This window comes from Salipiger sp. PrR003, assembly GCF_010500785.1.
In the GTDB taxonomy this organism is placed as follows: Bacteria; Pseudomonadota; Alphaproteobacteria; order Rhodobacterales; family Rhodobacteraceae; genus Salipiger; species Salipiger pacificus_A.
Genome location: NZ_JAAGOV010000049.1, coordinates 34,347 through 49,046 on the forward strand (window position 1 = coordinate 34,347; position 14,700 = coordinate 49,046).

The 14,700-nt window shown below is 57.6% G+C and carries 21 protein-coding genes and 18 tRNA genes; 37 read left to right on the top strand and 2 right to left on the bottom strand.

The annotated features are described in order from the left end of the window. Positions 1-3: 3 nt before the first annotated feature. The 6 genes from G0D83_RS18170 to G0D83_RS18195 all read left to right on the top strand — a co-directional run bounded on the left by G0D83_RS18170 (position 4) and on the right by G0D83_RS18195 (position 2,467). Positions 4-297 carry a hypothetical protein gene (locus G0D83_RS18170; RefSeq protein ID WP_164196215.1) on the top strand — a complete coding sequence of 98 codons (294 nt, stop codon included), beginning with the start codon at positions 4-6 and terminating at the stop codon, positions 295-297. Between the two features lie 125 nt (positions 298-422). Then, a complete protein-coding gene (locus tag G0D83_RS18175) occupies positions 423-1,061 on the top strand; it encodes a hypothetical protein (protein ID WP_164196216.1) in 639 nt (212 codons plus the stop codon). Between the two features lie 104 nt (positions 1,062-1,165). Next, on the top strand, positions 1,166-1,423 hold the full coding sequence (locus G0D83_RS18180) for a hypothetical protein (RefSeq protein ID WP_164196217.1): 258 nt from the start codon (positions 1,166-1,168) through the stop codon (positions 1,421-1,423). A 10-nt stretch (positions 1,424-1,433) separates the two neighbouring features. Then, positions 1,434-1,664 (top strand): hypothetical protein, encoded by a 231-nt coding sequence (locus G0D83_RS18185; RefSeq protein ID WP_164196218.1) that lies wholly within the window; start codon positions 1,434-1,436, stop codon positions 1,662-1,664. Positions 1,665-1,666: 2 nt separating this feature from the next. Beyond that, positions 1,667-1,939: a hypothetical protein gene (locus G0D83_RS18190; protein WP_164196219.1), complete on the top strand. Its 273-nt coding sequence runs from the start codon at positions 1,667-1,669 to the stop codon at positions 1,937-1,939. After that, the gene (locus tag G0D83_RS18195) at positions 1,940-2,467 is read left to right on the top strand and encodes an ImmA/IrrE family metallo-endopeptidase (RefSeq protein WP_164196220.1); all 528 of its coding nucleotides are present in this window, start codon (positions 1,940-1,942) and stop codon (positions 2,465-2,467) included. A 291-nt stretch (positions 2,468-2,758) separates the two neighbouring features. On the opposite strand, the gene G0D83_RS18200 is transcribed toward G0D83_RS18195, so the two are convergent. Next, on the bottom strand, positions 2,759-3,490 hold the full coding sequence (locus G0D83_RS18200; RefSeq protein ID WP_164196221.1) for a sulfotransferase domain-containing protein: 732 nt from the start codon (positions 3,488-3,490) through the stop codon (positions 2,759-2,761). Positions 3,491-3,626: 136 nt separating this feature from the next. Between G0D83_RS18200 and G0D83_RS18205 the strand changes: the two genes are divergently transcribed. From G0D83_RS18205 to G0D83_RS18215, 3 genes are read left to right on the top strand one after another with little or no spacing between them, the layout of a single operon-like run. Then, complete coding sequence (locus G0D83_RS18205) at positions 3,627-4,232, top strand: hypothetical protein (RefSeq protein WP_164196222.1); 606 nt, start codon at positions 3,627-3,629, stop codon at positions 4,230-4,232. A 45-nt stretch (positions 4,233-4,277) separates the two neighbouring features. After that, on the top strand, positions 4,278-5,039 hold the full coding sequence (locus tag G0D83_RS18210; RefSeq protein WP_164196223.1) for a hypothetical protein: 762 nt from the start codon (positions 4,278-4,280) through the stop codon (positions 5,037-5,039). A 15-nt stretch (positions 5,040-5,054) separates the two neighbouring features. Then, a complete protein-coding gene (locus tag G0D83_RS18215) occupies positions 5,055-5,426 on the top strand; it encodes a hypothetical protein (RefSeq protein WP_164196224.1) in 372 nt (123 codons plus the stop codon). On the opposite strand, the gene G0D83_RS18220 is transcribed toward G0D83_RS18215, so the two are convergent. Beyond that, a protein-coding gene (locus tag G0D83_RS18220; RefSeq protein ID WP_164196225.1) for an IS5 family transposase occupies positions 5,410-6,167 on the bottom strand; the annotation gives its coding sequence in 2 pieces (ribosomal slippage) (positions 5,410-5,831 and positions 5,831-6,167; 759 coding nt in all). The two genes, G0D83_RS18215 and G0D83_RS18220, sit on opposite strands and share 17 nt — an antisense overlap. A gap of 223 nt (positions 6,168-6,390) precedes the next feature. Between G0D83_RS18220 and G0D83_RS18225 the strand changes: the two genes are divergently transcribed. The 28 genes from G0D83_RS18225 (at position 6,391) to G0D83_RS18360 (ending at position 14,573) form a co-directional block, all read left to right on the top strand. Then, positions 6,391-7,404, top strand: a complete 1,014-nt coding sequence (locus tag G0D83_RS18225; RefSeq protein ID WP_164196226.1) for a hypothetical protein — start codon at positions 6,391-6,393, stop codon at positions 7,402-7,404. 182 nt (positions 7,405-7,586) lie between these two features. After that, positions 7,587-7,757, top strand: a complete 171-nt coding sequence (locus G0D83_RS18230) for a hypothetical protein (RefSeq protein ID WP_164196227.1) — start codon at positions 7,587-7,589, stop codon at positions 7,755-7,757. Positions 7,758-8,130: 373 nt separating this feature from the next. Further along, positions 8,131-8,205 (top strand) — tRNA-Asp (locus G0D83_RS18235). A gap of 103 nt (positions 8,206-8,308) precedes the next feature. After that, a tRNA-Lys gene (locus G0D83_RS18240) sits at positions 8,309-8,382 on the top strand. 24 nt (positions 8,383-8,406) lie between these two features. After that, the gene (locus tag G0D83_RS18245) at positions 8,407-8,988 is read left to right on the top strand and encodes a hypothetical protein (RefSeq protein WP_164196228.1); all 582 of its coding nucleotides are present in this window, start codon (positions 8,407-8,409) and stop codon (positions 8,986-8,988) included. 11 nt (positions 8,989-8,999) lie between these two features. Next, a tRNA-Lys gene (locus G0D83_RS18250) sits at positions 9,000-9,088 on the top strand. Between the two features lie 7 nt (positions 9,089-9,095). Next, positions 9,096-9,179: transfer RNA gene (locus G0D83_RS18255), tRNA-Cys, on the top strand. A gap of 212 nt (positions 9,180-9,391) precedes the next feature. Further along, on the top strand, positions 9,392-9,892 hold the full coding sequence (locus G0D83_RS18260) for a DUF262 domain-containing protein (protein ID WP_164196229.1): 501 nt from the start codon (positions 9,392-9,394) through the stop codon (positions 9,890-9,892). Continuing rightward, positions 9,889-10,215, top strand: coding sequence for a hypothetical protein (locus G0D83_RS18265; RefSeq protein ID WP_164196230.1), 327 nt, complete (start codon positions 9,889-9,891; stop codon positions 10,213-10,215). Before G0D83_RS18260 ends, G0D83_RS18265 begins: the two co-directional genes overlap by 4 nt. Further along, positions 10,206-10,281: transfer RNA gene (locus G0D83_RS18270), tRNA-Thr, on the top strand. Before G0D83_RS18265 ends, G0D83_RS18270 begins: the two co-directional genes overlap by 10 nt. A 25-nt stretch (positions 10,282-10,306) precedes the next feature. Beyond that, positions 10,307-10,483 (top strand): hypothetical protein, encoded by a 177-nt coding sequence (locus G0D83_RS18275; RefSeq protein WP_164196231.1) that lies wholly within the window; start codon positions 10,307-10,309, stop codon positions 10,481-10,483. 1 nt (position 10,484) lies between these two features. Further along, positions 10,485-10,559: transfer RNA gene (locus tag G0D83_RS18280), tRNA-Gln, on the top strand. Positions 10,560-10,747: 188 nt separating this feature from the next. Further along, positions 10,748-10,822, top strand: a tRNA-Glu gene (locus tag G0D83_RS18285). Between the two features lie 310 nt (positions 10,823-11,132). Continuing rightward, positions 11,133-11,209: transfer RNA gene (locus tag G0D83_RS18290), tRNA-Asp, on the top strand. An 81-nt stretch (positions 11,210-11,290) separates the two neighbouring features. Then, positions 11,291-11,692, top strand: a complete 402-nt coding sequence (locus G0D83_RS18295) for a hypothetical protein (RefSeq protein WP_164196232.1) — start codon at positions 11,291-11,293, stop codon at positions 11,690-11,692. 2 nt (positions 11,693-11,694) lie between these two features. Next, the gene (locus tag G0D83_RS18300; RefSeq protein ID WP_164196233.1) at positions 11,695-12,117 is read left to right on the top strand and encodes a hypothetical protein; all 423 of its coding nucleotides are present in this window, start codon (positions 11,695-11,697) and stop codon (positions 12,115-12,117) included. A gap of 5 nt (positions 12,118-12,122) precedes the next feature. After that, a tRNA-Phe gene (locus G0D83_RS18305) sits at positions 12,123-12,199 on the top strand. An 8-nt stretch (positions 12,200-12,207) separates the two neighbouring features. After that, a tRNA-Leu gene (locus tag G0D83_RS18310) sits at positions 12,208-12,292 on the top strand. Between the two features lie 74 nt (positions 12,293-12,366). Further along, a complete protein-coding gene (locus tag G0D83_RS18315; protein WP_164196234.1) occupies positions 12,367-12,720 on the top strand; it encodes a hypothetical protein in 354 nt (117 codons plus the stop codon). Between the two features lie 106 nt (positions 12,721-12,826). Then, positions 12,827-12,904, top strand: a tRNA-Ile gene (locus G0D83_RS18320). 105 nt (positions 12,905-13,009) lie between these two features. Further along, entirely contained in the window at positions 13,010-13,255 is a 246-nt protein-coding gene (locus G0D83_RS18325; protein ID WP_164196235.1) for a hypothetical protein, read from the top strand. 203 nt (positions 13,256-13,458) lie between these two features. Next, positions 13,459-13,534, top strand: a tRNA-Ile gene (locus tag G0D83_RS18330). 19 nt (positions 13,535-13,553) lie between these two features. Beyond that, positions 13,554-13,631: transfer RNA gene (locus tag G0D83_RS18335), tRNA-Met, on the top strand. 25 nt (positions 13,632-13,656) lie between these two features. After that, positions 13,657-13,731, top strand: a tRNA-Phe gene (locus G0D83_RS18340). Positions 13,732-13,853: 122 nt separating this feature from the next. Next, positions 13,854-13,931, top strand: a tRNA-Met gene (locus tag G0D83_RS18345). A gap of 184 nt (positions 13,932-14,115) precedes the next feature. Continuing rightward, positions 14,116-14,191 (top strand) — tRNA-Arg (locus G0D83_RS18350). A 62-nt stretch (positions 14,192-14,253) separates the two neighbouring features. Beyond that, positions 14,254-14,328 (top strand) — tRNA-Ala (locus G0D83_RS18355). A 169-nt stretch (positions 14,329-14,497) separates the two neighbouring features. Next, positions 14,498-14,573: transfer RNA gene (locus G0D83_RS18360), tRNA-Ala, on the top strand. Positions 14,574-14,700 lie beyond the last annotated feature (127 nt).

Consider the following 14,700-nt stretch of genomic DNA (forward strand, 5'->3'; position numbering starts at 1 on the left):
CACATGGATCGCGCGAGAATTAGACACGAACTGACTAAGGACCCGTCTGAACAGACGCTGATGAGAGACCGGACACTCATGCTCTTAGACAGCCTCGACGGGACAGACATCGATTTCGCCAGCTCAACTCTGCTCGCAGACATGACGAAAGAGGCTGAGCGCAACGAAAATATCAAAGCCTTCCTGAAGACGGTTCCGTTCTGGCCAAACATCGAACACGTGGCTGCTCAAGAGTCGGTTGGCTACCTTCAGATGGACCTCGTGAAGGCTGCGGAGCACGCCAGCGCACCGCAATGAGGGGCCTCTTCTGAGCCTCTTAAAAAGAGCCGGTCTTGAGCCCCATGCCTTAAGGGGCGCAGTTTCACACTCCGCTGAAACCTTCTGACCCCATACTCGCTCTGTCACAAAAGATAGAACGAGTAATGGAAAGAGTAGAACTCCGCGCCCTGATGGCAGAGTCTCAAGGCGACAATGATATGTGGGCAAGGCGCTCGGTCATGCTTCTGGATTGCCTAGAGGGCACGGATATCGACTATGCGAGCCCTACCCTTCTTGACGACATGACGGCTGCGGCGTCTTCGAAAGCGGCAATCAAAGCATTTCTGGAAACACTTCCTGGGTGGCCCGGCAGCTTTTTGAAGGCGGCTCGGGATCACATCAGCTATCTGCAGTGCGCGATAAATACTGCCAAGCACTATCACTTGCGGGACCTCCATCGGCCCGCTTTCCTCAGTGCCGAGGTGCGCGCATACCTGCTTGGTGCGGCAGATGCGAATGGCGAAATCGGGTATAAGCGTGCTGTGGAGCTCATCGACTGTCTTCAGGGAAGCAACGTCGATTTTGAGGGTTCCACTATGTTTGAGGACATGATTGCGGCCGCTTCGCAAAACCCAGCGATCAAAAACTTCTTGGAGAGCCTCCCGGGGTGGGATGAGCGAGAGCGATCGGATGCCAGCGCCGCTGACGATGTGTCTCGAGTGTCTTTGCCAGATGTCGTTGGCTATTCAACGATGCTCATCGCAAAGACCAGAGATCACCTGGCCGATCAGCATTCCAGCTAAAGCGGCGCATCTGAAGCTCGGCGCAATCTATTCTTAAAGCGATGGTTTGTTGACATCTTGGGAGCATTAATTAAGAATAGAACGAACTCAACGGAGAACTAAACTTGGCTCTGCAGGAACCGGACGAGCGCCCCTGGCGGGATGACGTCGAGAACGCACCTCGCAATGGTGATGAGATCGAAGCGGGCTACCAGGAAGGCAACCAGATTTTCATGGACTACATTGTGTGGTCGGAGCGACCAGTGTGCATGGGAGGCAACCGTGTTGGCGGGCAGCCTCCGGGCTGGGCTACGGGGATGAGCAGCAATGCTGACACCAACCTGCCGGTCGATCCGCCCGATTTCTGGCGCCCTGTCGCGTAAGGAGCCGAATATGTCCCTATTTGCTTGTCCGCACTGCAACGTGGTCGAGAACACTGCCACCGGCTTCTTCTGGAACGCCAAGAGACGCGAGGAGGTCAGGTGCTCCGAGTGCTACAGCGGGAAATGGCATGGCCGGTTCCCCAAGATGCAGGCTGACGACGAGTGGATCTTGGACGATCACCAGCATGGCTCCGATGTCTGGCCGCCGTTCATCACGAAGCCCATCAAGGAAAGTTCCTGAACATGAGACCAACCAAGTTCAAGCGCGCCGTCACTGAAGCGATCTATCATCGCCTGGAGGGCGGCTCGAGTGCGCTCTTCACCCCTCGCCTCAGGAAGCGCATGGAGCGAGAGTGGCGGCGCCTTGCCAAGGCGAATGGTGACTATCGTGCTGGTGTCGATACCTATGGGTACGACGGGGAAGTCGAGGTCGATCTATGCTACATCTCGGACCGATGGCGCTGCGCGTTTCGTGTTCGTTGGCTGCTTGATGGTCTTGCGGGCGGTCACATCTAGATGACAGCCTACGAGATGCCCAGGCCCGTGAATTGGTCCAAGGACAGTGTTGAGAGCTTTGCCGCTGAAGCCCGCACAGTGATGGGCCATGGCGGCAGCCCTGCAGCGCACTCTCTGAAAAGCGATCTTCGGGAGCTGGGAGGCAAGATCTCGTATGTCTACGACACCAATCTCCTCAAGGCAGAGAGCCACAAGGACTTCGAGATCAGCCTCTCACCGAACACGACCGTGGACCACGACAACTTTACGTTGGCGCGGGTGCTCGGTCATCTGGCGATGCACCTCTCCGATAGGCCAATCTCGGTGCCCCGTGGCTGGATAGAGGACGACCTTTATCGTCGGGCGGGCTGCGAAGCTGACTGCTTCGCAGCGGAGTTCCTCATGCCACGAGATGAGTTTCCGGATGTGTGGAAGCGGTTGGGAGGCGATCTCGCATTCGTGGCGGTGCACTACGGCGTAATCAGGTCCAGGGCTCTTCAGAGGGCCCAGTCACTCGGCCTGTACAGTATCGCGGAAGGTCGCTCCTGATGGCAGACGATCCCAAGACGTCACAGCGGCCCTTCCGCTGCCCGAAATGCGGTGGCGGGGACCTGTCGATCTTCGAGCACTTCCTGGTCACGGACGTGATCACCGTGAGCGGTGGTGTGGCCATTGAGCGAAGACCGGGAGGTGGCGACGCGCTGGGCAAGTTCTCTGCTGAATGCGCGTGTGGTCACACCTGGAGGCCTCGATATGAAACAGGTTCCCGAGCTCTCGAGGCGGTTAGAGCTCTGGAAGATGAGTGAAGGCGCCCCTTGATGCCTGGGGCGCCCGGCGGCGTCAGGCCGCGGCCTTGAACTCTTCGAACCAGGATGCGTCTTCCTCGTAGCCCAGAGCGATCAGCACGTCGTGCAGTTCGGGAAACCGTGTGAACTGGTCGATGATGCGCTCTCGATGTTCGGGCTTCTGCCACTTCGGAGCGGCGGTCTTCTCGACTGGCCGGACGCCGTTCAGGGCGCGCTGCAGGTCTTGCGGGATCGCCTGCTTGTGAAAGTCAGAAAACTTGCCCTCGAACCTGAGGTTGAGCCCTTCTGCGAGCTTGTTCTTCACCAACTCCGGGTTGTCGATCAGGTCCTCGTACTTGAGCAGGAAGACGCCCTGCGGAAAGAGGCCAGACATGGCGATGGTTGCGATCGCATGCTGGGTCTGCAGGATGCCTGGCGCGGTCTTTGTGGGCACCCTGCCCTCCGGTGCGAAATAGCAGAAGTCGGCGGAGACGAAGTAGTCATCCGGAACGCTCTTGTGGAAGCTGGTCAGAATGTCTCGCGGATCGCGCAGGGAGATGATCAGGTCAACCTTCTTCCGGCCGGCGTTGATTTTCAGGATGTTCGGGATGTCGAAGATGTCAAGCGGGCGCTTGGTCGCATAGTTGCCGGGTTTCCTGATCCACTGGGCGGCCGGGACTTCCTTTTCAGGAAGATTGAAGTCCCCCTTCAGGGTGTGCCTGAGCATATTGTAGAAAAGAGTGGTCCCTGCCCTGCCGTAGCCAGCGGTGATGATGTGACGTTCCATGTCTGGTTTCTGATCTCTCTTGGATTTCGAAGCCGACCATACCCTTCGACACCTAAACAAGGATTAAGCGCTCCTGCAGCCGGGGTTCTCAGTTGCATGTTCCTCCACATCTGCGGGGAAACAGGAGGTCCAAATCATGGCTGAAAAGATCAAGAACTTCATCAAGCTGTACTACATCCCGGAGAACAAGAGGGATCGTTCCCGGCCGGGCATCGGCTCGATCACGCTCGATCGTGAAAAGGCGCCAAGCGGCGTCTATCCCGTTCTCTCCGACAACATTCATGGGTTGATGGCGATCGGGCTCGACAAGGTGGGCAAAATCGATGTGTTCGTGATGGATACCTACGAAGAGGCGGCGGCAGTTCACATGGGGCTGCGGGATGTCGCGAAGAAATATACCGATGTCTACAAGGACCCGAGGGGCTTCGGCATGGTCTTGATGTGCGACCAGTCCCAGGAGTTCGGTATCAGTCTCACCGACTACCGCAAGCCGGCCTCCGAATACGGCATGGACGCGGATCGCTCTGTACCGAGCTGGAAGATGACCAGCGAGGAGTTCAGCAAGGCGGTCTACACCGACGAGGAGCTCGAAGTGTACCTCGATCGTTTCGGCCGGCGGCTGGCTGAGATGGCGAACGATGTGGGGTCCGAGGCACTCGATGCACTCCGCACTGCCTCCGCGGACCTCGTCGAGGAGCAGGAGATGGAGCTCTCGGGCCGCGCCATGGCCATGGGCATGTAAGGCCACCGATCCGACGCCATAACTCAATCGAAACAGGAATATTTAGTGGAACAGCCAATCAATCACATCGTGGTGCCCCTCTTCTTCTTTCTAAGCGAAGACGGTGGTTCAGTATCACTGAGCGACCATGGGGGCGAAGGAACGCCGGTCAACAGTGACAACTACCTCAAGCTCTTGGCGGAGGGCATGGAGTACGAGGGGTCGGTTCTCATCTGGCTCACAGATACCGTAGAGGAAGCGGATGCGATCGAGATGGCGTGGCAGGCCACTGGGGAACTGAACCCAGATCTGGCCGAGGCGATCAAGTTGCCGAGCGGGCATGGTGTCGTCATGCGCAAGAACCCTGACAGCGCCTTCGAGCTGATCTTCGAGGATAAGCGCCGGGCAGCAAGGACCGCAGGAGTTCCATCTGATGAAGTCCATGCAAGCTGGGACTTGGACCACAAGCAGATGCTGACCATGCAGAGCACGGACGAGTTGGAAATGGAGAGGCAAACCCGGGCCTGGGCGTCTTCGATCGCCGAGATGGCTCTGCACATGCCAGCCCACGCCATTCAGCAGCTTCAGGTCGACCTCGAGAGTTTCCCGGGAGCCTATGTCAGCTTCTGCAGCCAGGACCTTACCACCCTTGCGGAGACTCACGAGATCGAGTTCAAGAACGATGCGGCTGCGCATGCGGCTCTCAGGCAAGCCGCGTCCAAGTACGAGAACTCGATGTTCATGAGTGACGTTGAGGATCACGCTATGGAACGCCTCAGCGACCTAACCATAGAGGAAGAGCCTGAGGTTCCGGCCGCGGGTATGTGATCCATGGATAGGGCGATGGCCAGCGCGGCCTACTCCCTTCCTCGAAAGACCTTTGACCGGGATGTTCTGAGTGGTGACCCGGTCAACGACCCCTGCAAGGCCGCGCCGGACCTTGAGTTCATCGCGGAACCAGATGAGATCGAAGGCCTCGATTGGCACCTGGTGACCCTCGACATCCTCGATATGTACAACCTCTTTGACATTGATGATCGGCTCACGCTGTCCGGAGAGAGCGATGCGGACGCCGCGGCGCGCTGGGCGTCCGTGCGGACCTGGATGGGAGACATGGGCGGCCCAGAAGCTGCGCTCTCATCCTGCCCTGTCATAGCCAAGATGAACGGAGCGGACTTGCGTCCTCTAGGGTCAGGATTCATAACCAGTAGATGACGAGGGCGGCTAGGGCGACGGCCGAAAGGAAGACCTTCGGGCACCGGTCATATCGGGTGGCCACACGCCTCCAGTCCTTGAGCCTTCCGAACATGATCTCGATGCGATTGCGCCGCTTGTATCGGCGTTTGTCGTATTTGACCGGCTCCTTGCGTTTCTTTCGGCCCGGGATGCAGGCGCGTATCCCCTTGTCCTGCAACGCTTCTCTGAACCAGTCGGCGTCATAGCCACGATCCCCGAGCAGCCATTTGACATTTGGCAGGCCGCTGAGCAATGCGCGCGCGCCGATGTAATCGCTGACCTGTCCGGCGGTGACGAACAAGTCGATCGGTCGCCCCTGACTGTCGCAGATGGCGTGCAGCTTGGTGTTCATGCCGCCTTTGGTTCGACCGATCAGACGACCACACCCCCCTTTTTGGCGGCCATGCTGGTCGCCGTTCGATGGGCCTTGAGATATGTCGCGTCGATCATCACGGTCTTCTCTTCACCGTGCTCAGCGGCCAGACCTGCCATCATCCGCGCGAAGATGCCTTTCTCGCTCCACCTCTTCCACCGGCTGTAAAGCGTCTTATGCGGACCATACTCCTTCGGAGCATCTCGCCAACGCAAGCCATTACGATTGATGAAGATAATCCCGCTCAAAACCCGCCTGTCATCGACCCGAGGCTTACCATGAGGCTTAGGGAAGAAAGGGGCCAGGCGTGCAATCTGCTCGTCGGTCAGCCAGAAGAGATCGCTCATGTCACCGCTCCGTTTTCAAAGCCGTGAATCATGCCGTTCCTGCGAAATCAATGCATCCTGACCCTAGACGGCTGGCACCGCTGCGTGGTGGCCTGGCTCGACTACGGTGTGCGCGAGGTTCGGGTCCTGGTGGGCGTCGAAAGGCCGGAGCCAATGCTTCGCATTTAAGCGTTGTCGCTTGCCGTCTGATCGGCACCTCTGCCTCAAACCATGAGGATCGACCATGACCAGAATGTACTTTGAGCCGGCAACCGTTATCCCCTTGATCTGGGCGCTAGACGACGGCTTTGGATTCGGGGCTCACAGCAGACCGATTGATCGGCTCAGCTTCGACCGTTCTGCGCAGCATAGTCTCACGATTGAGGGTGCGGGGCTCGGAGGTTTGGTCTGCGTAACGGGCGAGAACTTGGAAGCATGCAAGGAAGCAGGGCTATCCGGAGTGGGCCACCTGGAGCTTGCCATTCACGACGACATGAACACCGCGCAACTCTATGCTGAAGATCTTCGACGCGATCCCTATTTCACTGTAACGTTGCACTCTCTGGAGAACGGGTATGCACTCACGGCGGCAAGCGATCCGCTGAATGATTTTAGCATTTCGCTAGCGGATCAGAGGGTCAGCGCGTCCGCTTTGGACATCCAAGATGACAAGCTTCTTGTGACCGCCCTCGAAACACGCGCCGCTCTTGACACATCCACAAGAGAAGCCAGGCTCGCAGAGAGCAGTGCCTACGCGAGGCGGCGGCATGCCTTGCGTTTCGTCAATCAGGCAAGTGAGATCGGAGACGACGTGCTCGCTGAACTCGCTCTGGTCCTTGAAGAGCAGAAGACAGTCGCTCAAATGGAAGCGGATGCAACGCCAGTACGGGCCGCCGCCAACGACACCGGGCCCATCGAGACCTACTATCACGTGACCCACGAGGAAGACTTGCAGAGTATCCTCATTGAAGGCTTCCGAGGCGGACACGGCGATGTCGGGTTCGGCGTCTATCTCTTCGATGACCTGGCAGCAGCGGAAGACTACATCGCGCGGGGTGGCTGGGACGGCGAAGGTGATCCTGATGACTTCGAGATCATTGAGGTCGAATGCCCGCAACTGGAGTCGGTGACGCCTGAACCGGACTGGCCCGATCCTGAAAACTACGAGAACGTTGTCTTCCACCCGATGTTTGAGAACGACCCGGATGGAACCTGGGAGCCAGAGAGGGTCCACATCATTCCGATGCTGACGCCTTGAAGATTTCAGAGAAATGCGGACCTCAACTAGGCTGAATAACAAACTCTGAGTGCCCTTATCCCCAACAAAATAAGGGTACTCAAAAAATATCGAACTTTTTTCGAATTTATCCTTGCATTGTGCGCATTCGGAATCTAAGTTCTCCTCAACACAGAAACACTGAGACTGGAGAGACGACTTCAATGACCCACCGTATCGAACATAAGCTTGCTCAGATGGCCACCGCCATCCGCGCCTGCATGCTCGATTGCGTGCGGATGTTGGAAGCGGTCGTCTGTGCGGCGGATCGCGCATGGCAGAAGCTTGGCTTTGGCTATGAGATTCAAAAACCAGTTGGGGTATCGATGTCGTAGAAACGCGCACATCGACGTTCTTCGGAAGAAGCCCCTCCTGGTCCCCAGCGAGGGGCTTCTTCGTTTCTAATCAGTCAGTTACCGTGAGTAGCTGATCTGGGACACATAGGTCCTGAAAGCGCCACTGGCGGCTTCCGAAGCGTATGGATAGTCACCCGAAGGTCGGGTGAGCCACAACCGATACACGAGGCAAAATCCTCGTGGTTCGCCATATACTGCGAATGCTGGAGATTGGGTTGTGGTCCGGAGGGAACGTAGCGCACCGCTTGGGCGTGGATACCGATGGCTGGAGACCGGGGTCTTACCAACCCCGGTCGCTCCAGCAAGCGTTTGGTGGGAGGGGCAATCCGGTCCCTCCCACTGAATAGCAGGAGGCTTCATCGTATAGTGGATATTACACCCGGTTGTCAGCCGGATAACAGGGGTTCGATTCCCCTTGAAGCCGCCATTGCTGAATATAAAATTTTGTCATCGAGTGAATTGAACATGAAATAAATGACCCTTTCGTGAGGGAATAAGGCCGGGCCCTTTCGCAAGTGTCATTCTAATGTGGACCCGTAGCTGAGTGGTTTATCAATCGACTTTTAATCGATTGACGCCAGTTCGATTCTGGCCGGGTCTGCCATCGTTTAAGGAAAGGAGATTGATGATGGACGCACTGTCGGAACTGAACCTCGATCTAGCCGGAAGGCTGTTCGTCACCGGGGCAATGCCCGAGGAGATGAAGGACCGTTTCATGCTCAAGTGGCTGCACTCGCAAGTCTCTGAAATCGCCGGCACTGCGTCGGACCTCATGCAGCGCGAAGACCTCTCGCAGGTCACGAAGCGTAGCCTCCAGACCTTTGCCGCGGCTCTCCGGGCAGCCGTCTCCCTTGAAATGAACCTCGAGCAGACGAAGGCAGTGCTGATCTCCTTCGAGACGCTTGCCACCAGGACGCGCCTCTCTGATTGGCCGCCACGCGGCAGCTCGGAAGAAGACGCACGGAGTTTGTTCGACACCGAGAGTATCACCTTTGTCGATCTCGACATTGATGAGGTCATTCGGTTGGCTCTCGAAGAAGGCGGTGAAGCAGGCAGCCTCGTTGAAGCGCTGGCATCAGCCTACAAGCGTGGCGAGACCTCCTCGCCTCTCCCCAGTGGGGCCGCGCTGATTGATGTCATGCCGGCTTTCAGTGAACTCGGGGCTGGAGGTGGCCCAGTGCTCGCAGGGGCGCTGGCGAAGGCAAGCTGAAGACACAAGATGAACCGGTGCCCAGAGTTGGTCGAAGGGGGGAGACTCTTAATCTCCAAGCGAAAGCTCATCGTGGGTTCGAATCCCACCCGGTTCTCCATGAAATTGGTACAGTGACGGAACGGTAACGTGCGGGATTGCAAATCCCAGGCCCCGTAAGGGAGGCGGTTCAACTCCGCCCTGTACCTCCATAACGCACGGTCGTTGGATCCTTTCCTGCAGCGCTCGTGCCTACAGCCGCCGTTGGCCCGTGGCGGGATAACAAATCGCAGCGCTCTTTGAGGGCTGCGGGTGAAACGCTGCGGGGTCCAATCCGTGGCTGCTAACGGGCCGCCAATCTATTCTTTATGTTGTCATGCGACTATTCTTCTGATAGATTTCTCGAAAGAATAAAGGATAAGCTATGGCAGACCGGCTGATGCCCGAAAAGATGCATCTCGGGGATCATCACAACTCCATCCTCAGGCAGTCGAAAGGGTTTCGTGACAACCACGAGTTCCCCAATCCGACAGGTCTGCGGATGATCATGGGGTTCAAGATTCCCGAATGGCAGCGCCCGCTGGTTTGGAGCCGCGAGCAGTCCATTGCTTTCATTCAGAGCGCCTGGCTTGGTCTCCCTCTCGGAAGCTACAGCTACAACATGTTCCACGACGCGCCGGAGCTGGACGGGCTGCTCGTCGATGGCCAGCAGCGTATGTACGCGCTTGAGCAGTACTTCGATGACCAATTTCCGGTCTTTGGCCATCACTGGTCGGAAGTGACGAAGGTCGACAGTCGCGGCTTCCTGATGGGGCGCATCTTCGCCTCCTACGCGGTGAAGACCGACGACGAGGAATACCTCAAGGCCTACTACAACCGGATGAACTTCGGCGGCGTGGCTCACACGGAGGATCAGCGGGCGTGAGCCTCGAATGGAACGCTCATGCCGAGCACAAGGACACCGCAAAGCGGTATCGAGAGCGGCTTGAGTTCGTCTTGGATGGCAAGATGACCAAGGAGAAGGTGACGGTCAGAAAACATGAGGCCGTCCACCCGATTACCCTGAAGAGCGTCTACGAGGAGGCGCTGGAAAAGTGCCCGCGGGCGGCCGACACGATCTTGTGGCTGCTTTGGCATGCCATTTTGGATGAGAACCGCTATGCCATGCTTACCGCACCGGACGAGGAGGATGATGCAAGTCAGGTCTCCCTGAAAGAGACCGGATTAACCAAGAATTTGCCGTCGTAGCTCAGTTGGTAGAGCGCGCCCGTGGTATGGGCGAGGTCGCGGGTTCGATACCTGCTGGCGGCACCAAGACAGAAATCAGAGAGGTAGACTGATGGCGATCAACCGAGCAATGCACCCGATCACCGACGCGGAGATCATCGAGTGCTTGGAGCGTGAAGCCGAGCGCATCGAAAAAGATGTTGCACAGACGAAGCGGATGGGCGATACGCGCCCCGAACTGCTTCACGCCGCTGCCAAGCGCATTCGGGAGATTGCAGAAAAAGAATAGTTGGGGCGTAGCCAAGTGGTAAGGCACCGGTTTTTGGTACCGCGCACCGTAGGTTCGAATCCTACCGCCCCAGCCAAGGAAAAATCCTGGCCGCCCGCATGACCGTTCCGGGAGGTGAGATCAAAGGTCGTAAATCATTGACGCCAGGTCGAGCGCCCTTGAGGCATGTCGCTCGGAAAAGATCAGAAATGCTCCGCGTAGCACCAGCTCACGGTCAGGACTATAAAAGTCAAGTAGTGAGTGCCGGGCAGCGGCCGGCAGAATGGCCCGTTCGTCTATCGGTTAGGACGTTAGGTTTTCAACCTAGAGAGAGGGGTTCGACTCCCCTACGGGCTACCAACAACAAAGGAGATCGCAACATTCGCGAAGACGACAAGAAATTCTACGATGAGTGCTCTCGGATCCTCGGGATCGAGCATGACTACAGCGAGCCGCCTCGCCGCCGGACACGGTGGAACACGCGGAACCTCGGGAACGGACGCTTCCCAGGGTTTGGTCTCGTGCGGGCCTACGGGCAGATGGTCATGGTCACGTCCCGGCAGGGAACGAGGACGTTTCCCAAACGCGAGGAAGCGCTTCGCTACCTCACAGACCTGAAAGGGTAGCAGGACTGATTTGACAAAGGGGCACCCCTTTCTCCAATCAGTTCGCGGTTGTAGCTCAGTTGGTCAGAGCACCGGCCTGTCACGCCGGGGGCCGCGGGTTCAAGTCCCGTCAATCGCGCCATTTTCTTCTGCGAGGCATGCTTTGGAGTCTCGAGACTTGCATCGGGCAGACAACTTCTCCTTAGCCACACAGGAGACAGTCATGGAAGAGCGTAAGAAGTGCCAGCAGGTCACCCACATTCAGATTTCACCGGTCAACGAGCATGGCGAAGTCGGCGGCAGCTATACCGAGGCCAACTCTTGGATCGTGATGGCGATCGGCGCCGACAACACGGTTGAGACCTCCTACAGGGCGACCCTGGAGATACCGATCGATGATTGCGTCGAGGAGGCGTTCCGTGATCACCCAGAGGCAGACATGAAGGTGACCATGCGGTCGCTTGAGAACGGCGAAGACCAAGTCATCGGGCCCTTCGAGGCCACCGAGATGATCGGCGAACTCGTTCCCTACATCCTCGAGGACACATCGATCGATCCCCCACTGGAGGAAATCAGGTCGGTTCTGGAGATCGCCAAGAGCCGCGTCCAACCGGGGTACTTCTGAACATGAGTGGTAACAGTGCCCCCGGCCCTGCCTTCAGGGATTGTATCCTCATCACGCCTGTGACGCGTGACGGTGAGCCAACGAGCTATTCAGAGGCCATCGAATGGCGGGTTGCTGAGATGCAGGACGGCCAGGAGATCGACTGGGTGGTCACCTCGAGCGGCGGCCCTGATGGGCCGGGAGTGGAGCTCTTCGAGGCCCTCGAAAGAATTGCCTACATGTTCCCTCACCATAGTGGCCTCCTCCTATGCCAGGTGCGCCCGGAATATAACCTGGATCGGGAGCCAATGGATCGGCTCAACTTGGTTAAGCATTTGGAGTACGTTGCCAGGACTGACGGCAACGAAGATGAAATGAGCGAGCTTATCGATGCAATCGATGAACTCGAGGCCACGTTCGACACGGGATTTGTCAGTGGCCCATAGATTTTGGACAGGTAGCTCAGACGGTAGAGCGGATAGCTGAAAGCCATCGCGTCGCAGGTTCAATTCCTCGCCCTGTCCACCAAAGAACGTGCGGATGTGGCGAAGTTGGTAGACGCGTCAGTTTCAGGTACTGATGCCTTCGGGCGGGCAAGTTCGAATCTTGTCATCCGCACCATTTATCTCGAAGCGGAAGCTTCCGAGAATCTCTGAAATCGAATACCCTGCCCTGACATTTTCAGGAGATATTCGATGCTCAAATTCGTAGGCCTGCTCTGCGCAGGAATGATCGCTACTGGTGCTTACGCCCAGAGCTGCCCTGAAATTCGTTTTGCGCCGGGGGCTTCCTCCGGCGTCGTGTCGGGAAACGTGGTCGAAGATGGGGTGGCCTGCTTTCGGTTCGGCGCTGGCGCTGGACAAACAGCCACCGCCCGGATCATAGCGGAGCCCATTGGTGATCTTTGCCTCGTTGTCATTGGCGAAGTTGATTGCCTCCAGTCGGAGTACACATGGAAAACTCAGCGCGGCACCCAAGAGCTTCGGGTCGGGCATATGTATCGTTCGGTCGGCACGACGCCATTCAAGCTTGAGCTCTCCATTCGGTAGGGCGACAGGATATTCAGTTTCGGCCGGCTTGACCGGCTTCCGTTCAGCCTCACGGCTGTTCCGTGGGCTTGCCTCCGTGAGCCCGATAATCACGGAGGGGCATTTCGATGCGGTAGCTCAGTCAGGTAGAGCATCGGGCTCATAATCCGAGTGTCGCTGGTTCAAATCCAACCCAGCATCACCAAATCGCCTGCCCGGTGACACAGGGCTCCCCCATGCAGAAAGGAACCAAAACAATGGGACACAGGAAGACGACAACGATCTGAGGGGCTATGACTTCCTCATCGGGATGAAGGCCTTCTACCGGATCCGTGAAGGAGACCGGGTGAAGGATTTGCCAGAGGATGCGCAGATCGCCTTCAAGAAGATCCCGGGCGGACAGTCTGAGGTCGATTTCATGGAAGGCTCCTTCTGGACGCTCAAGTGGCGTGAGTGGGACGTCGAACGCATTCAGCGAAAGCCAGGCGACTACCTGGTCGAAGCTGAAGACTATGGCATCAGCATCGTGCCGGCCGAAAGCGTGCCTACTCCATGATGCGGATGCAATTTATCCTTCCAATGGGTTGCGATGTGACCTATTAAGGATAGCGGAGCGGAAAGCGTGGGAGCATCCACGCCAGGCTTATGTCCAGTGTGCCTGTTTTCAGTGCGGCCCCTATACAAGCGTATCACTGGTGCGAGGCCAGCTGGGAGTTCGGAGTAGCGCCCGAACCGCTCCGCGCAAGAATTTCAGAACATGGTGGCGTAGCTCAGCGGTAAGAGCACCGAGCTGATAACTCGGGGGTCGGTGGTTCAATTCCACCCGTCACTTCCAAGATGTGCGATCTCGCCTGTGGCGGGATAGAGCAGTCCGGTAGCTCACGAGACTCATAATCTCGAGGTCGGAGGTTCAAATCCTTCTCCCGCAACCATTTTGCCGAGATCGCACAACACGATGGATGAGTAGCTCAGCGGTAGAGCGGTTGGTTGAAGCCCAGCGCGTCAGAGGTTCGATCCCTCTCTCGTCCACCATCTTCCCTTGGCGTCGAGCCCTGCTCCGCCAAGGACGGAATTCAGAATATGCAGTTGACCGACGCCTTGTCTGGTCCTGCTGATGGCTCCGGCCCGCGGCCAAGATGCGGGTCACGAAATAATGGCGGGATGGAGCAGTCTGGTAGCTCGTTAGGCTCATAACCTGAAAGCCGAAGGTTCAAATCCTTCTCCCGCAACCAAGACATCGAGATAGCTTGAACTCGAACGTGGACTGGGAGTCATGACCCGGAAGACGTCTCGATATTAGAGCTTAGCAGGGCGGCCAGCAAACTCCGGAGAGGCGGCTCATTACCGTCCGTGCCCTGCGACCAATTCCGCCTCTGAGGATCGCCTGACCGGCTGAGCCCAGCGGCAACCAAGTATGGATCGGTAGCTCAGTGGAGAGAGCATCGCTTTGCGGAAGCGGAGGTCGAGGGTTCAAATCCTTCTCGGTCCACCAAGTTTCGCCGTCGGCGCCCAGGAGCCGGTGGCGAGTTCGACACCTGCCCTTACCGGCAGTCTGGGGCCTTAGCTCAGCGGGAGAGCACCTCCTTTGCAAGGAGACGCGCGTCGGTTCGATCCCGACAGGCTCCACCATTTTTCAGAGTGTTCTGACGTCCTGGTCCTGCGGGGTCGCCCCCCCGGGGGTTTGCCGCCTGATCAGCGGTAGCAGGTTCGAGTCCTGTCAGGGCCAGGACGTCAGAACACTCGCAAAGAACGCCCAATGGGGCAGCAAGTTTGTGCCGCTTCGCGCGGCAGAAGATATGGGGCCTTAGCTCAGTTGGGAGAGCACTGCCGTGGCACGGCAAAGGTCGTCGGTTCAAGCCCGACAGGCTCCACCAAGATCATGTTGAACGGTGCATCGATGGGGGCACTTTCGAGTCCTCAAAATAGGGTAAGAGAGATGCAAATTTCCATCGAGTATGATGTTGAGTTGGACGTTGACGAGGTATCCGTTGGCGCCACTGA

Excerpts from the sequence above, each read along its gene's own strand:
- G0D83_RS18215 (WP_164196224.1), top strand. The coding sequence starts at position 5,055 with ATGGCCAGCGCGGCCTACTCCCTTCCTCGAAAGACCTTTGACCGGGAT.
- G0D83_RS18245 (WP_164196228.1), top strand. The coding sequence starts at position 8,407 with ATGGACGCACTGTCGGAACTGAACCTCGATCTAGCCGGAAGGCTGTTC.
- G0D83_RS18190 (WP_164196219.1), top strand. The coding sequence starts at position 1,667 with ATGAGACCAACCAAGTTCAAGCGCGCCGTCACTGAAGCGATCTATCAT.
- G0D83_RS18225 (WP_164196226.1), top strand. The coding sequence starts at position 6,391 with ATGACCAGAATGTACTTTGAGCCGGCAACCGTTATCCCCTTGATCTGG.
- G0D83_RS18275 (WP_164196231.1), top strand. The coding sequence starts at position 10,307 with ATGGCGATCAACCGAGCAATGCACCCGATCACCGACGCGGAGATCATC.
- G0D83_RS18295 (WP_164196232.1), top strand. The coding sequence starts at position 11,291 with ATGGAAGAGCGTAAGAAGTGCCAGCAGGTCACCCACATTCAGATTTCA.
- G0D83_RS18170 (WP_164196215.1), top strand. The coding sequence starts at position 4 with ATGGATCGCGCGAGAATTAGACACGAACTGACTAAGGACCCGTCTGAA.
- G0D83_RS18260 (WP_164196229.1), top strand. The coding sequence starts at position 9,392 with ATGGCAGACCGGCTGATGCCCGAAAAGATGCATCTCGGGGATCATCAC.
- G0D83_RS18205 (WP_164196222.1), top strand. The coding sequence starts at position 3,627 with ATGGCTGAAAAGATCAAGAACTTCATCAAGCTGTACTACATCCCGGAG.
- G0D83_RS18315 (WP_164196234.1), top strand. The coding sequence starts at position 12,367 with ATGCTCAAATTCGTAGGCCTGCTCTGCGCAGGAATGATCGCTACTGGT.
- G0D83_RS18300 (WP_164196233.1), top strand. The coding sequence starts at position 11,695 with ATGAGTGGTAACAGTGCCCCCGGCCCTGCCTTCAGGGATTGTATCCTC.
- G0D83_RS18200 (WP_164196221.1), bottom strand. The coding sequence starts at position 3,490 with ATGGAACGTCACATCATCACCGCTGGCTACGGCAGGGCAGGGACCACT.
- G0D83_RS18325 (WP_164196235.1), top strand. The coding sequence starts at position 13,010 with ATGAAGGCCTTCTACCGGATCCGTGAAGGAGACCGGGTGAAGGATTTG.
- G0D83_RS18185 (WP_164196218.1), top strand. The coding sequence starts at position 1,434 with ATGTCCCTATTTGCTTGTCCGCACTGCAACGTGGTCGAGAACACTGCC.
- G0D83_RS18230 (WP_164196227.1), top strand. The coding sequence starts at position 7,587 with ATGACCCACCGTATCGAACATAAGCTTGCTCAGATGGCCACCGCCATC.
- G0D83_RS18175 (WP_164196216.1), top strand. The coding sequence starts at position 423 with ATGGAAAGAGTAGAACTCCGCGCCCTGATGGCAGAGTCTCAAGGCGAC.
- G0D83_RS18195 (WP_164196220.1), top strand. The coding sequence starts at position 1,940 with ATGACAGCCTACGAGATGCCCAGGCCCGTGAATTGGTCCAAGGACAGT.